15 protein-coding genes are annotated in these 14123 nt (G+C 47.3%); 11 read left to right on the top strand and 4 right to left on the bottom strand.

Annotation, left to right across the window (positions count from 1 at the left end; translation table 11 throughout):
- Window positions 1-208 precede the first annotated feature (208 nt).
- The 6 genes from ABY802_RS13200 to mnmH all read left to right on the top strand — a co-directional run bounded on the left by ABY802_RS13200 (window position 209) and on the right by mnmH (window position 4393).
- Complete coding sequence (locus tag ABY802_RS13200; RefSeq protein WP_372627603.1) at window positions 209-556, top strand: hypothetical protein; 348 nt, start codon at window positions 209-211, stop codon at window positions 554-556.
- 125 nt (window positions 557-681) lie between these two features.
- Window positions 682-975, top strand: a complete 294-nt coding sequence (locus ABY802_RS13195; RefSeq protein WP_372627602.1) for a hypothetical protein — start codon at window positions 682-684, stop codon at window positions 973-975.
- Between the two features lie 60 nt (window positions 976-1035).
- On the top strand, window positions 1036-1407 hold the full coding sequence (locus ABY802_RS13190) for a hypothetical protein (RefSeq protein WP_372627601.1): 372 nt from the start codon (window positions 1036-1038) through the stop codon (window positions 1405-1407).
- 380 nt (window positions 1408-1787) lie between these two features.
- Window positions 1788-2144: a hypothetical protein gene (locus ABY802_RS13185; protein ID WP_372627600.1), complete on the top strand. Its 357-nt coding sequence runs from the start codon at window positions 1788-1790 to the stop codon at window positions 2142-2144.
- 96 nt (window positions 2145-2240) lie between these two features.
- Window positions 2241-3281, top strand: a complete 1041-nt coding sequence (selD, locus tag ABY802_RS13180) for a selenide, water dikinase SelD (RefSeq protein WP_372627599.1) — start codon at window positions 2241-2243, stop codon at window positions 3279-3281.
- An 11-nt stretch (window positions 3282-3292) separates the two neighbouring features.
- A complete protein-coding gene (mnmH, locus tag ABY802_RS13175; RefSeq protein WP_372627598.1) occupies window positions 3293-4393 on the top strand; it encodes a tRNA 2-selenouridine(34) synthase MnmH in 1101 nt (366 codons plus the stop codon).
- A 2-nt stretch (window positions 4394-4395) separates the two neighbouring features.
- On the opposite strand, the gene ABY802_RS13170 is transcribed toward mnmH, so the two are convergent.
- Window positions 4396-5607: a methyl-accepting chemotaxis protein gene (locus tag ABY802_RS13170; RefSeq protein ID WP_372627597.1), complete on the bottom strand. Its 1212-nt coding sequence runs from the start codon at window positions 5605-5607 to the stop codon at window positions 4396-4398.
- Between the two features lie 260 nt (window positions 5608-5867).
- Here ABY802_RS13170 and ABY802_RS13165 point away from each other — a divergent pair, with 260 nt between their 5' ends.
- The 4 genes from ABY802_RS13165 (at window position 5868) to ABY802_RS13150 (ending at window position 8166) form a co-directional block, all read left to right on the top strand.
- On the top strand, window positions 5868-6293 hold the full coding sequence (locus tag ABY802_RS13165; RefSeq protein ID WP_372627596.1) for a DUF4199 domain-containing protein: 426 nt from the start codon (window positions 5868-5870) through the stop codon (window positions 6291-6293).
- 170 nt (window positions 6294-6463) lie between these two features.
- Window positions 6464-7318: an SPFH domain-containing protein gene (locus tag ABY802_RS13160; protein ID WP_372627595.1), complete on the top strand. Its 855-nt coding sequence runs from the start codon at window positions 6464-6466 to the stop codon at window positions 7316-7318.
- Window positions 7319-7330: 12 nt separating this feature from the next.
- Window positions 7331-7525, top strand: a complete 195-nt coding sequence (locus ABY802_RS13155) for an Arc family DNA-binding protein (protein ID WP_372627594.1) — start codon at window positions 7331-7333, stop codon at window positions 7523-7525.
- Between the two features lie 98 nt (window positions 7526-7623).
- Window positions 7624-8166 (top strand): DUF4426 domain-containing protein, encoded by a 543-nt coding sequence (locus ABY802_RS13150; protein ID WP_372627593.1) that lies wholly within the window; start codon window positions 7624-7626, stop codon window positions 8164-8166.
- Between the two features lie 38 nt (window positions 8167-8204).
- Here ABY802_RS13150 and ABY802_RS13145 read toward each other — a convergent pair whose 3' ends face one another.
- Together ABY802_RS13145 and ABY802_RS13140 are read right to left on the bottom strand one after the other, a co-directional pair.
- Window positions 8205-9293: a fatty acid desaturase gene (locus ABY802_RS13145; RefSeq protein WP_372627592.1), complete on the bottom strand. Its 1089-nt coding sequence runs from the start codon at window positions 9291-9293 to the stop codon at window positions 8205-8207.
- A gap of 11 nt (window positions 9294-9304) precedes the next feature.
- On the bottom strand, window positions 9305-10396 hold the full coding sequence (locus ABY802_RS13140; RefSeq protein ID WP_372627591.1) for a flavin reductase family protein: 1092 nt from the start codon (window positions 10394-10396) through the stop codon (window positions 9305-9307).
- 331 nt (window positions 10397-10727) lie between these two features.
- Here ABY802_RS13140 and ABY802_RS13135 point away from each other — a divergent pair, with 331 nt between their 5' ends.
- Window positions 10728-12890, top strand: coding sequence for a tetratricopeptide repeat protein (locus ABY802_RS13135; protein WP_372627590.1), 2163 nt, complete (start codon window positions 10728-10730; stop codon window positions 12888-12890).
- A 65-nt stretch (window positions 12891-12955) separates the two neighbouring features.
- Here the strand turns inward: ABY802_RS13135 and ABY802_RS13130 are convergent, their stop codons facing one another.
- Window positions 12956-13963, bottom strand: a complete 1008-nt coding sequence (locus ABY802_RS13130; RefSeq protein ID WP_372627589.1) for a hypothetical protein — start codon at window positions 13961-13963, stop codon at window positions 12956-12958.
- Window positions 13964-14123: the final 160 nt, after the last annotated feature.

The following is a 14123-nucleotide window of genomic DNA, read 5'->3' as shown; positions in this document are numbered from 1 at the left end:
TTACATCGCTGCAAGAATAATCCATCAAAGCGAACTTCGGATAACTTTAAAACATTGGTTATCCGGCGTTCTTTACTTCAAACGGAAAACCGCAGAGTATGGATTGTGTTGGAGCTAAATTCGTGGGGATCCCTCAGGGTCAGAGTCATTGATTTTTAACAAATAAAAAGAAAATGTGGCGTAGTCAGTTTAAATGCCAGAGTAAAGTATGAAAACTAAATTAGTAATTGTTTTTATTATTGCCGTAATGGCTTGTTTGCCAGTGAAAGCTTCCACTGTAGATTGCCAAAATTTATATATTGGTCGGATATGGATGGAAAAAGGTGTGGGGCTAAAAGCCGTGGTCTACTTAAACGAACGGACAGCCACATCAGGTTCCTATTGGAGCTACTTTACCGGCTGGACTGCTGAGGAAAGAAAGGAAGTACTCACCTTGCTGGTAACGGCGAAGGCTGCGGGCCATCGGGTCAATGTGATCACTGATAACACCGATGGTTGTGGTTTGCAAGCCAGTGGCACAATAACAAATGCGGTATTTTTAACGACACAGCCGTAGTTTTCGCCCTACGTGTTTTAATATAGGTCGTTAATAGTAGGTTAAATAAAAATAAATCTATGCAATAAAAGCCTTTAATGTGTTTGAAATAACATTTAGGTTTTTTTAATTGATGAGACTCAATAATGAAATCGATTATATTTTCTGTAACTTTATTCTTTATTTTTGCGTGTACTGCTCAGGCACATACTCTGGCTAAAATCGAAAAGATATTAATGTACGAAGGTGGTAATCTTGTTTACATTTATCCGGTTGGTGGCGTGCAAAATAAACCTGCTTGCCATGGTTCTAATGGTGATTACCTATCATTTAGTATTGCCAGGCCAATGGCGAAAGAATACTTAAGCGTATTAATGATGGCATTTGCTATGCAAAAGCCGGTTTATTTTACCACCTATGGCAATTGTATTGACCAATAAGTATCAGACACAATTAACTATTTTACAGTGATGAATGATTAATATTTTAAGGATTACGACGTGCATTATTTAAAATTACCACTTGTAGCTTTGCTTGCATTGTTTAGCCACAGTGTAACGGCAAATGGTTTAGTCTGTGCTGGTGAAGTTGAAACGTTGTCTTATCATGCTGACAGCCAGCTGATGATTAAATTAAGTAGCATGAACACTCCTGTGTTCTTCTGTAGTCCCGACAACCAATGGGTTGTTAATGGTACTGCTTACAAAACAAGCCCCCAGGCGTGTCAGGCAATGTACAGTACTTTTTTGGCTGCAAAAATGGCCGGCAAACCAGTAGCCAATATGTATTTTGATGGTGACCAAGTACCTGCTAGTTGCAACGGCTGGAGTAGCTGGGCCAAGGCAAATATTCGTCATTATTTAGTTAATTAATAAAATGAAAAATACTCTTAAATTTTTGCTCTTATGTAGCTCATTAATAAGCATCAATGCCATGGCAGCTGGCGCTGTTAATGCAGGTGATATTAATTATATTCTGTTTTACAAAGGCCATACTGGCTTGCTCATTAAGCACCAATATCCGTCTGATCCCGATAATTGTGGCAGGCAAGATTATTATATTTTTCCTGACAATCATCCTCATTTTTCGCAGATTTACGCTTTGCTCTTAGCCGCATAAATGGCTAATAAAAAAATCGGTTTAACTGTAGATAGTTGCCACGAAGGAATTCCTGCCATCGTACATATGGGTTTAACTAAACAGTAAAATTTTAAACTTATGTACATGATTTTATTATTTTCAGGAAGAAGATATGAAAGTGTTATTTTTGATAAAATTTAAGTTTTTGTTAGTTAGCGTTTTATTTACCTTTGGCTGGCCTGTATCAGCTGGTAGTCAGGTTGGCAAAGTAGATTATGTTATTGTCAGAGCCAGCGATGGATTGGTATTTTTTGGGTTAATTGATGGGGTTAAAAGTGGTAGCCCAGCCTGTGCGACAAATAGTTACTGGATGATTCGAGACGAAAATTCGGAAGCCGGTAAAAAGCAGTATGCCATGTTACTGACTGCGCAAGCGTCGGGCCGAAACATCGAAGTGACCGGGATGAACACATGTAACAGATGGAGTGACGGTGAAGACGTTAATTGGTTGCGGTTAAGGGCAGAGTAATGATGCAACGATAATACACCGCCTAAATCATACCTTGTTATTGCAAAAGCGTTTGGGTATGTTGGCGGTATTACGTTGTTACCCGATAGGGTTGTTATGTCTGATTTCTCTGCAATTAAACTTACTGAATTCAGCCACGGCGCAGGCTGTGGTTGTAAAATATCTCCGCAAATACTCGATACTATTCTTAAAACCGATTCAACCTTCAGCGATGGTAAGTTACTGGTAGGCAATACCAGCAAGGATGATGCGGCTGCTTACGATTTAGGCGATGGTACTGCACTGCTTAGCACTACCGACTTTTTTATGCCGATTGTTGATGACGCCTTTGATTTTGGTCGCATTGCTGCCACCAACGCCATTAGTGATATTTATGCCATGGGCGGGCAGCCACTGCTGGCCATTGCCATTTTAGGCTGGCCGGTTAATAAGCTGCCGCCGGAGCTGGCACGCCAGGTATTGGAAGGGGCACGCCATACCTGCAAACAGGCCGGCATTATGTTGGCCGGTGGTCATAGTATTGACGCGCCAGAGCCAATATTTGGTTTGGCGGTAAGTGGCAAGGTGGCGATAAAGCAGTTGAAGCGCAATGATACGGCCCAGCCGGGTGATAAGTTGTATCTGACCAAGCCCCTAGGGGTGGGCATTTTAACCACCGCGCAAAAGCAGAAAAAGCTGCATGCCGATCATGCCACTGTGGCGCGCGATAGTATGGTGCAGCTTAATCGGATTGGCGCAGATCTCGGTGCCCTGCAGGGCATCAACGCCATGACCGATGTGACTGGTTTTGGCTTGCTGGGGCACTTAATGGAAATGTGTGAAGGCAGCGCCGTAGATGCGGTGCTGGATAATGCGGCGATACCGGTGTTACCTCATGTCAACGATTACCTTGCCAAAGGCTGTATTCCCGGCGGCAGTGCACGTAATTTTGTTAGTTATGGCGCCAAAGTATCGCCGTTAAGCCTGGCGCAGCAGGCAATATTATGCGATCCGCAAACCAGCGGTGGCCTGTTGCTGGCGGTAAGCCCCAAAGCCGAAGCGGCCTTCAGGGATTTAGCGCTGGCATATGATTTGATACTGCAACCCATTGGTGAACTGACCACGTCAGGAACCGGCCATCGGATCCGGCTGAGTTAGCAAACCCAGATATGGCCTCTGACTTACCGCTGGTATCAAACTACCAACAGATCCTTTGCCAGCAGCTACCGCTGCTGGATCTCCGCGCGCCTGTCGAATTTGACCGTGGTGCCTTTGCTGGTAGTGTTAATTTACCCCTGATGAGCGATAGCGAACGTGCAGCCATAGGCCTGTGTTATAAGCAGCAGGGCCAGCAAGCGGCAATTGCACTGGGGCATAAACTGGTGCAAGGCGAGCTAAAAACAGCGCGGGTAAAGGCCTGGCATGATTTTGCCTTAAAGCAGCCGAACGGCTTACTGTACTGTGCCCGCGGTGGGCTGCGCTCACAAATTGCCCAGCAGTGGCTGGCCGATGCTGGTGTGGTATACCCCAGGGTAAAAGGCGGATTTAAAGCCTTGCGTCAGGCCGCTATTACGGTTATTGACCAGGTAGCCAGCTTGCCGATGCTGTTGCTGGCAGGGCCGACCGGGAGTGGCAAAACCCGCTTGTTGCGTCAGTTGCACGCGGTAGATTTAGAGGCGCTTGCTAATCATCGCGGCTCTGCCTTTGGTCGCAAGCTGGCAGCGCAACCGCCACAAATCCGCTTTGAAAATGATTTGGCCGCGGCGCTGCTGCGCGTACAAGCGGCTCAGCCACCATACTTATTACTGGAAGATGAAAGCCTGTTAATTGGCCAGCGTAATATCCCGCATGGGTTTTATCAGGCGATGCAGCAAAGTCCGCTGTTGTTACTCGATGAACCACTGAATGCCCGGATTGAGGTTATTTTGCAGGATTATGTGGTCGATTTGCTTGCTGAAGCGACAAGTCTGCATGGCGAGCAGGGCTTTGAGCACTTCGGCACCATGCTGCAACAGGCCATGGCACGCATTCGCAAACGCTTGGGTGGTGTTCTTTACTCTGAGCTGGACGGGCTGCTGAAAGGGGCTTTAGCTGAGCAACAACGCAGCGGTGATGTTAGCCTGCACCGGAATTGGATAGCGCGGCTATTAAGCGGCTATTACGACCCGATGTACCAGTATCAGCTTAACAAACGCGAGCTGCCGGTGTTAATGCAGGGCAATGCCACAGTGCTTAGCCAGTGGTGGCAAGAGCAAGTCATCGCCCGTTAGCATTAACTGCGGGCGAAGCGGCCTAGTTGCTGCTGGGTACGGGCGGTGCCACTAAGTAAGTCTTTGGCTGCCTTATCAATTGAGGCCATCTGATGGTGCGCATCCGTGGTCACTTTTTCTATGGCCGTTAAGTGTTGGTGAGTTTGCTGATAGCGTTGTTCAAGCTGCAATACGGTCTGGCTGATATTCTGTATACCGCTTTTCGCTTGTTGCAATTCTTGCTGTAATTGACCAAATTCCCCACTGGTATCAGTGATCTGCTGTTGGGCCTGCTGGGCTTGCTGGTTCAGGCTTTGCGATTCGGTGCGCGTTTCGCCCACCAATTGTTCCATTTCATTTAAAAAGCCGGATATTTGCTTAGTGGCATCATTTACTTTTGCTGCCAGGGTTCGTACTTCATCGGCGACTACAGCGAAACCGCGACCGGCATCACCGGCCCGGGCGGCTTCAATGGCGGCATTTAACGCCAGCAGGTTGGTTTGATCAGAGAAAGTTTCTACCATCACCAGAATTTGCCGCACGTTTTCGGAGTTTTTATGCAGGCCGTTAATGGTATTACCAAAGGTATCAAGTAACTTCACAATACCGGATAGCTGGCCACTTAACTGCTGCATCTGGCCACTGGCCACTTTCGCTTTATCAACGGCATGGCTGGATACCTGATTTACTTCATCGCCATGGCGAACTATTTCGGCCAGATTATCCAGCACCTGATCGCTGTCGCGGCGAATTTGACCGCTGCGCTTTTCGGTGTCCTGCAAGTGCTGGCGGGTACTTTTTACGGCTGTTGAAACCTGTTCATTTACCTGATGGGTTTCCTGTGCCTGCTGGTGAATATCTCCCAGCAACACCCCAAGCTGACTAACAAACTGGTTGTATTCCTCAGATAAGGTGCGAAATTCATCAAAGGTAAAGGCCGGCAGGCGCAAGTTCAAATCAGTGCCCTTACGGTTAGTGTCATGCAGCGCTGCTACCAGCGTTGTTACCGGCCGGACAAATAAATGATGCATATAACCGATGGTAAAAATAAAGGCGCTCAGGCCCAGGATCAGCAGGGCCCACCAGCGGCCAGTGGCACCACCCTCTGGGTAAGCGAGGTACAGTGCCAGTAGGAAAAAAATAGCTAAAAAGCTGATATTGCCGACGATTTTCCGGCTTAAGGTGCCAAAAAAAGTGCGTTCTATAAAAAGATACAGCGAGGATATACTACTCATAAGTTGGCAAACCTTGTCAGGCGATACTGAGTTAAATCAGCATATCACAGGGTTTCGCTGCTCGCGACCTGCCCGCAGCAGCCTGGCATGATCTACAACAATAATTCGCTAATTTACGTTATTACAGTTAAAAAGCAGCTGGCGTTTAGTGCAGAAAACGCTATAGTTTTTCGGTGGCTAACCTAATAAGAACAATATGTTATGAAAACACGTCTGACAGAAATTCGCTGGGGTGTTATTTTCAGTCTGATGACCTTGCTATGGCTGTGGCTGGAGCAATTAGTAGGGCTGCATGGGCCTTATATTGCGCAGCATGCCACCTATACCAATTTGTTTGCGATACCGGCTATTACTATTTATTTACTGGCACTGCGCCAAAAAAATGGCGTGATTACAACGGCGTTATGAGCTGGAAACAAGGCATAGTAGCGGGCTTGCTAATCACCTTAGTCGTGGCCTTTATTAGCCCGGCGTCACAATGGCTGTTTCATACCGTGATTAGTCCGGAATACTTCAGTAACGTTCGCGCCTATGCGGTGGCACAAAATATGATGAGCAGCGAGGAAGCCGCGGCTTATTTTAATTTACCAAGCTACATAAAACAAAGTGTGCTAGGGGCGGTGGTAATGGGCACAGTAACATCGGTGATTGTGGCCTTTTTTCTGCGCACCAGGACACGACCATAGCGACACCATCGTCATTAAAATTAGCAAAGGCAATAACTTAGGGGGCCTTGTTTAGCCACCCTGGGCACCCTGTAAACAAGGCTGGTTAAATAACCGGCCTTTTTTCTTGCTTTTTAGCCGGCATCTATTAAAGTGATGTTATTATGATATCAATTTGACAGGGGTGCGGTATGTTGAAGGAACGAATGATTAACAGCAAAGGTGGCTTTGGCATGATTGGCGTGTTGCTGATCCTGCAGGTGTTAATGGTCGCCGGGGTTATCGTTGTGCCGGGTATGGCTAAAGCCTTATTTTTACTGGCCTCGATTGTGGTACTGGTCTGCTGGTTTGGCTTTTATATGGTGCACCCGAATCAATCGGCAGTACTGCAGCTATTTGGCCGTTACGTTGGTACTGATTTAAATAACGGTTTGCGCTGGTCTAACCCTCTGTACAGCAAGCAGAAAGTATCACTGCGGGTCCGTAACTTTGAAAGTAGCAAAATGAAAGTGAACGATAGCGCCGGTAACCCGGTTGAGATTGCAGCGGTGGTCGTATGGAAAGTGGTCGACAGCGCCGAAGCGGTATTTGAAGTGGATAACTATGAAAACTTTGTCAGCATTCAAAGCGAGTCGGCGATACGGCATTTAGCCTCTAGCTACGCCTATGATGCCGGCAATGACGAAGATATCAGTTTGCGCAGCAGTACCGATGATATTACTGAATTATTAAAGAATGAAATTCAGGCTCGCTTAAATAAAGCCGGGGTGCAGGTGCTGGAGTCACGGATTAGCCACCTGGCTTACGCCCAGGAGATTGCCAGCGCTATGCTGCAGCGTCAGCAGGCAGCTGCTATTGTTGCGGCGCGGCGCCAAATTGTCGAAGGTGCGGTCGGCATGGTGGAGTCGGCGCTGGAGCAGTTATCGGCTCGTAATGTGGTAGAGCTGGATGATGAGCGCAAAGCGGCGATGGTAGGCAATTTGTTGGTGGTATTGTGTGGTGATCATCATGTGCAGCCGGTACTCAATACCGGCAGTCTGTACTAAAAAGGGGCGGGTGTGGCTAAAAAAGCCTTTGCTTTACGGCTGGATGAGAAAATGCTCAGCGCCCTGCAGCGCTGGGCCGATGATGAGTTCAGAAGTGTGAACGGCCAGATAGAATATTTGCTGCATGACGCCCTGCGCAAAGCCGGGCGTCTGCCAGTAAACCCGTCTGAGGTTGCTGATAGCAAAGCAGACGATAAAGCCGGGTAAACACAGCGACTTGTTAAACCATCAGCTATGCTTAGGGTATGTTACGGTATTTAAAGCAATTACGTGCTTTGACGGCTGTTAACCCTGAGGAGTTACCGATGAAACCTGATGTTTACCTGAGCTTACCAGCTTGCTCGTTCAAATTTATCACCGTGTCGCTGATCTTTGCTGGGCTACTTGCCGGTTGTGAGCGTGCTGGTCAGAATGCCACCCCGGCAACCGACCCAGCCAATCGCGCAGAAGTTGTGGTGCCTGACAAGCCGCTGGGGCATGTTACAGAGATTGACGGCTATACCTTGCAGGCCAATATTACCCGTGCCAATGTGTTGGATCAGAATATGACCGACAAGTATGGTATTGAGCCGAACCCGGTTCTTGCCCTGCTGAATCTGGTTATTCTGGACAACAGTGAATCCCGCCAGAATGCAACGGTTAGCGCTACTGTGCAAGTCGAGCATGAGAATCTGCTGGGGCAGACTCAGGTAATTGAGATGCGCGTAGCAGACACTAATGGCTATATTTCATACTATGGCACGCTGGATGCGAGCTCGCAGCGTATATTTCAGCTGAAGGTAACAGCACAGCCAGTCGGAACTGAGCAAATGCTGGAAATGAGCTTTGAAGCACGACTTGACTGGTAAAGGGCAGTAACTACGCTGCAGTTACGCCCTATAGCGGCTTACGATGTTAGCTTTAGCGCGGTTTTGCCGCCCGGCAAAGAGTAGCGCATAATACGCCAGAATACCGTACTGTACTGGCGCAGAAAACTACCGGTGTTATAGCTGATACCATATTTTTCAGCAATAGCCTGTACCTGCTGTGACATCGCCGGATAGTGTCTGGCCGGAATGTCCGGAAATAAGTGATGTTCAATCTGGCAGCTTAAATGGCCGGTTAATATATGCAGCCAGCTTGGGCCGGTAAAATTTGATGAGCCCAGCATCTGGCGGTAATACCACTGGCCCCGGCTTTCGCCCTCGCACTCTGTTGCCGTAAATACATGCACTTCTTTGGTGAAATGGCCGCAGAAAATAACTGTAGACGTCCATAAATTACGGATAAGATTAGCCAGCAAGTTGCCCGTTAATACCCATAACCACATTGGCCCGGCAATTAACGGAAAAAACAGATAGTCTTTTAGCAACTGGCGGGCACCTTTACCAAAAAACGCTTTTTTAAGCTCACGATCACTTACCTGAGAATGACGGTCTGCCTTTTTCTTACCGGCAAACACCCGCTGCGCCGCCAGCTCGTGATACGACACGCCCCACTGAAATAACATACTTAGCACAAGGTAAGTACCACCTTGCCACAGGTTACGCAGCCGCCAGCGAAAATCATTACTTAAGCGCAGCAAGCCATAACCAAAGTCACGATCTTTGCCAATAATATTGGTGTAAGTATGGTGTTCAAAATTGTGGGTGCGCTGCCAGGAGCCGGCGTCACAAGCAATATCCCATTCAAAGCGTTTCGAATGCAGTACCGGATCGTTCATCCAGTCATACTGACCATGCAGTACATTGTGGCCAATTTCCATATTATCGAGAATTTTCGCCAGGGCCAGTAGCAGTACGCCCAACAGCCACAGCCAGGGGGTAATAAAGCCCAGCACCATTAACACCCGGCCGCTTAGCGCGCTTAAGCGCTGCACCAGTAATACGCGGCGAATATAACGCGCATCGGCATCACCTAATTGCTGTTGTACCTGCTGTTTTAAACTGTCGAGCTCATGCTCCAGTGCGTTAAATTGTTCGGTGGAAAGTTTCATCACAGCTCCTGTTACAGCTTAATCACTAATTCAGTTACCGGCTGGCTGACACACAGCTGAATTTGTTCGGCGCCATGGCCGCTTAAGGCTCCATTTCGAATATCCCGGACCTGGCCGGAGACTTTGTCGCAGACACACTGAAAACAAACGCCAACCCGACAGCCAAAGCGCGGACTAAGGCCATGTTGCTCAGCGTTTTGCAGCAGACTTTGCTGCCGGTTCAGTGCTACTGCTTTACTGATACCGGCACTGATAAAGTGGCCGCTAACTACTTGTCCGTCTGCTGAGTCAATAGTCATTGCCGGCATGGCTAAACCAAATTGTTCCTGCTGAATATCTGCTGCATCTACACCACTGCCAACCAGCGCGGCGCGGGTCTGTGCCATAAAAGCTGCTGGCCCGCACAGGTAAAATTGCTTATTGGCCGCATTGGCAACAACCTGTTGTTGCAGGGTTGCCGGGGGGGTAGTGCTGCTATCTGATAGCTGCAGGCTAAATAAGGGCTGTCTGGCAGCGAGCTGCTCAAGCTCACTTAATAAGGCTGCATTCTCTTTGCCCCGTACCCGGTAATACAGACTAACCGGCGCCAGCCAGTGACGCTGGCTTAGCAACATAGCCGCAATGGGGGTAATGCCGGAGCCGGCAGCAATAAATACCGCTGGCAGGGCAGGTTGTCGCCAGTGAAAATCACCCTGCGCCTGGCTGATATTCAGCACACTGGTGGTGTTTAGCTGTGATAACAGCGGAGTGAATTCGCCAGTGTTGCTGACTTTGCAACACAGCTGGATCTGCCGCCGGCTTTGCCAGAGGTTAAATGAAGAGCAAATACTAAAAGGCCGGCTCAGGTAACGACCATTATGCTGCAGGGTTAATACAATATGCTGACCTGGTACAAAGCCTGGCCAGCGGCCAGACACCTTAAGGGTAAGAAGCAGCATATCTGATGTTTGCCATTGCTGGCTGACCAGGCGGGCCCGGTATAAGCCGGGTAAAAAACCAGGCCATAGCCGCTGCAGTAAAGGCAAAAAGTATAAGGTTAATGATGGCTGGTTTGCCAGCATTAAACAAAAATTGCGCCAGAGGCGGGTTAAAAAAGGCTTCACGTGGCTTATCTGCTATCCGTTAAAGGTTACTACTAAATTTCAGCGCACAGTTGTACACTAAAATATCTGGTTTGGCCAGTTTGAATGCTTATTTATTTTTATAGTTGGTTTTAATTCATTGAATATAAACAACTTAGGCTAACTTGTATAAATGGTGTTTATAATGAATTCAGTGAACAGTTGTCCATTTTCAATGGTGGCTTACGGTTTTCACCTGGGGCGGGGCCGTTAAATTTCTGTCAAACACGGCCCATCACAGCTGGGTCTGTTGTGTAAATACCTGTTGTTGACTAGGCTTTATATATTCGATGCCTCTAAAGTCATGCCTATTTTGAAAACCTTTCTTAGCGAGTTAAAGCGCCGCGCCGTGGTGAAATCAGTCTTGGTTTATGCGGGGTTAAGCTGGTTACTGCTGCAAATTATTTCAGTGTTAACCAGTACGCTGGCACTTAACCCGTTGCTGGGCTCAGCCATTTTTGTGCTGCTACTGTGCTGTCTGCCGCTGGTTATTTATCTGGCCTGGTATTGTGATATTAGCTTTGCTGGCATTAGCCGCACAGCCAGTGTTAATGAACAAAATAAACCCGCTGCAGCGCCCGGTGCCAGCCAGTGGGCCGGTTTAGTGTTGGTGATGCTAATCAGTAGCTATGTTGGTGTTGAGTACTATGGCGTGCTAAAGCAGCAACAACTGGCAAAGCAACAAGAAATTGCGAAAGCAGCGTTAGCCAGCAACGCAGTGAGTACCATTGCGGTGTTGCCGTTTAGCGATGACAGCGCGGCGCAGGATCAGGGTTATTTAGCACTGGGCCTGGCTGAAGAAATGACCAGTTTGCTCGGCAGTGCTGCCAATTTTAAAGTGTCTGCATCGCGCTCCAGCCAGTTTTTAGCTGAGCAAGGCTTAACCGCGCAGCAAATTGGTCAGCGCTTGCAGGTTGATACCGTGCTGACCGGCAGCGTTAAGGCCACAGGCCAGCGGTTAAATGTGCGGGTACAGTTGCTGGATGTAAACAGTGGCAACACCCTGTGGAGCAATACTTATGCCCGAGAACTCACCGCTGTTGCGCAGTTAGAACAGGAAATTGGCCGCTCGGTAGTAAATACGCTACAGGATAAATATGCAGAGGCCGGCAGCTTCAACAGCCTGGCCAGTACCCGTAATGCCGATGCTTATGTGCTGTACCTAAAAGGCCGTGAACAATACCGCAAACAAACCACTGAATCCATGCAGCAAGCCCGCCAGTTATTTGAGCAAGCTGTGGCGCTAGACCCGGAATATGCCAATGGCTATGTCGGGCTGGCGGATACCTTATTGTTACTGTCAGAAATTCGAGAAGGCTTTGGTATTATTAAAACTGATATCGCAGCAAACCTCGCTCAGCAAAATATTGATAAAGCATTAGCTCGTCAGCCAGAATTAGCTGAGGCGCATCTGGTAAATGGATTTGTTTCATATATACAAAATGACTTTGACAAAGCTATTACTGACTATGATCGAGCGATTGAGTTAAACCCGAGTCTGGCGATTGCCTATATGTGGAAATTTCTGGCATTAAATTCTCTACAGCGCTTTGATGAATCCTTACTGGCATTGCAGCAGGCGCAGCAACTGGATCCATTATTTCAAACTAACACTTACAACTTAGGACGCGCGCTGACCCGCGCTGGTCGCTTTGATGAGGCTGCAACTACTTTTAAGCAAATGGAGGTGGATTTCCCGCAGTCACCTTTTCCCCATCAGGGCTTAGCGGATATTTATTTTAGCCAGGGTAATTTAGTGGATGCGATTGCTGAGGCACAGAAAGCCATATCGCTTTCACCTGACAATCATACTCTAGGGCATAAAATGATCAGTCCAATGGTAAATCTGGGGCTCACCGATATTGTGAAGCAAATGGCAAATGATCCGGCATGGGCCAGTACTACTGATTTTTATCAGGAAACATTACTAATCTTGGAGCAGGATTTTACCGAATTATTTTCACGAATGGACTTTAAGCTGGCCGCTAACCCAGATGATTACTGGCTGCAGTTTGAGGCTGGCTGGTATCAGGCAATGTTTGGTGATAAGCAAAAAGCACTGAACATGTTAACTGAGAAATCTAACCTGGTTGAGCCGGCTGATATGTTTGGTATGCCATATTGCTCACCGGCGATTGAAATTGCCTGGGCTGAACAAGAGTTGGGCAATGCACAAAGCGCGCTTGATTTAATAGCCCAATGCAAGGCTTTAATGACCGAGCAACTGCAGTCGTCTATCATTTATTCGGAATTATACTATCTGGCGGCGCGTGTAAATGCGCTGGAGGGTAATAAAGCTGAAGCTATTAGTAGATTGTCAGAAGCTATCAATAAAGGCTGGCGAGAATATTGGACTAAATATGACCCTTTGCTGGCAGGCCTGACAGATGAGCCAGAGTTTCAGCGGTTAATTCAGTTTCTGGATAAGGATTTAGCCCGGCAGAAAATCGAAGCGCTAAAGTTGTTTAGGGAGTAGGGTCGCATAAAAAAACAAAACAGGTTTTCACCTGTTCTGTTTTTTTATTTCAAGATTATAAAACTTTAGCTTTGGGTTTTACGTTGTCTTCTTAACCCCATAGTGAATAAGCCTGCTAACAACAGTGCAATAGACCCTGGAGCATTAACCGGGGTAACCGGGCCGTCACTTGCTGGCAGAATACGCAGCAGTTCACCATCAGAGAAGAACGACATGGTCGGGTTATTTACTTCTGAATCGTTTCTGTCGACATTGGTATAACCACATACTTCAATAAAGGGGTCAATGCCATCATCCGGATTGTCCGGGTCGAAGTCAGGGTTAGGCTTTTCAATGCATTTTTGTTCAAATACTATTTCGTCGCCTGGCCGGTTACTGGTCATAAAAAACCGGCCTGCACTGGACGATAAATCGACAGCGGCATACACCATATAATCGCCGGGGGCAAAGGCCATGGTTGGCGCGGTATTTAAGGTAACCCAGCCGTTCTTAATGGTGCCATCCGGCGTCACCAGATCACCTGCGGTATTAATGTCGCCGGGCAGGAAAACGTCATCAATTAACCAGCGCACGTTATAGCTAACATCTGGTGTATCAAAATACAGGCTGAAAAAACCAAACATATCCAGCGCATCACCCTGGGCAAATTCCCAGACACAGGGCTCGCCGTAAATTGCGAATTCTAACGCGGCGATGCCGGCATTTAATTCGTCTTCAGTAATTAAACCGTTATCAAAGTCTTCGTATAGAAAGTTTATTTCCTGCTCTAAATTATCTATATCGTCCTGGGTATAACCTTTAATACAGTCATTAGGTACTGAGCCTAAGCCACGGCCGCCACCGCCGACAGCCCGCAAAATACTGTTAGCTGCAAAAGGGGCATCAAAATTAAAAGCCGACTCAATAATACCGACTTCATTTAAATACTGGTTATCGACATAATAAAAAGCCTGCGAGAAATTGGCGCTGAAATCGCCTCTGCCGCCTGACCTGACCAGACCAGCCTCAGCAAACTGGGCAAAGAAAAATAGCACCAGCAATGGCAGGGTAAGTAGTTTTAGTTTTGTAGACATAGATATTCCTTAACTTTAACGATACAAGGTATGCGTTATTCTCACCAGTTACGGCATGGCAGGAATGGGTAAGCTACAGGTACTACTTTAGAATGGGGATAGGGTAGCTGGTTAAAAACTAAGCAATATTTAAGCCGAAATAAAATAAGCTTATTATTTA

This window comes from Arsukibacterium sp. (genome assembly GCF_041616895.1).
In the GTDB taxonomy this organism is placed as follows: domain Bacteria; phylum Pseudomonadota; class Gammaproteobacteria; order Enterobacterales; family Alteromonadaceae; genus Alishewanella.
The sequence above is the reverse complement of the archived record's forward strand: the minus strand, read 5'-3'. Positions and strand labels throughout refer to the sequence as shown.

Bases quoted from the DNA above. Each gene is read 5' to 3' on its own strand.
- ABY802_RS13200 (WP_372627603.1), top strand. From the start codon at position 209: ATGAAAACTAAATTAGTAATTGTTTTTATTATTGCCGTAATGGCTTGT.
- ABY802_RS13195 (WP_372627602.1), top strand. From the start codon at position 682: ATGAAATCGATTATATTTTCTGTAACTTTATTCTTTATTTTTGCGTGT.
- ABY802_RS13185 (WP_372627600.1), top strand. From the start codon at position 1,788: ATGAAAGTGTTATTTTTGATAAAATTTAAGTTTTTGTTAGTTAGCGTT.
- selD (WP_372627599.1), top strand. From the start codon at position 2,241: ATGTCTGATTTCTCTGCAATTAAACTTACTGAATTCAGCCACGGCGCA.
- mnmH (WP_372627598.1), top strand. From the start codon at position 3,293: ATGGCCTCTGACTTACCGCTGGTATCAAACTACCAACAGATCCTTTGC.
- ABY802_RS13170 (WP_372627597.1), bottom strand. From the start codon at position 5,607: ATGAGTAGTATATCCTCGCTGTATCTTTTTATAGAACGCACTTTTTTT.
- ABY802_RS13165 (WP_372627596.1), top strand. From the start codon at position 5,868: ATGGCTGTGGCTGGAGCAATTAGTAGGGCTGCATGGGCCTTATATTGC.
- ABY802_RS13160 (WP_372627595.1), top strand. From the start codon at position 6,464: ATGTTGAAGGAACGAATGATTAACAGCAAAGGTGGCTTTGGCATGATT.
- ABY802_RS13150 (WP_372627593.1), top strand. From the start codon at position 7,624: ATGAAACCTGATGTTTACCTGAGCTTACCAGCTTGCTCGTTCAAATTT.
- ABY802_RS13145 (WP_372627592.1), bottom strand. From the start codon at position 9,293: ATGAAACTTTCCACCGAACAATTTAACGCACTGGAGCATGAGCTCGAC.
- ABY802_RS13130 (WP_372627589.1), bottom strand. From the start codon at position 13,963: ATGTCTACAAAACTAAAACTACTTACCCTGCCATTGCTGGTGCTATTT.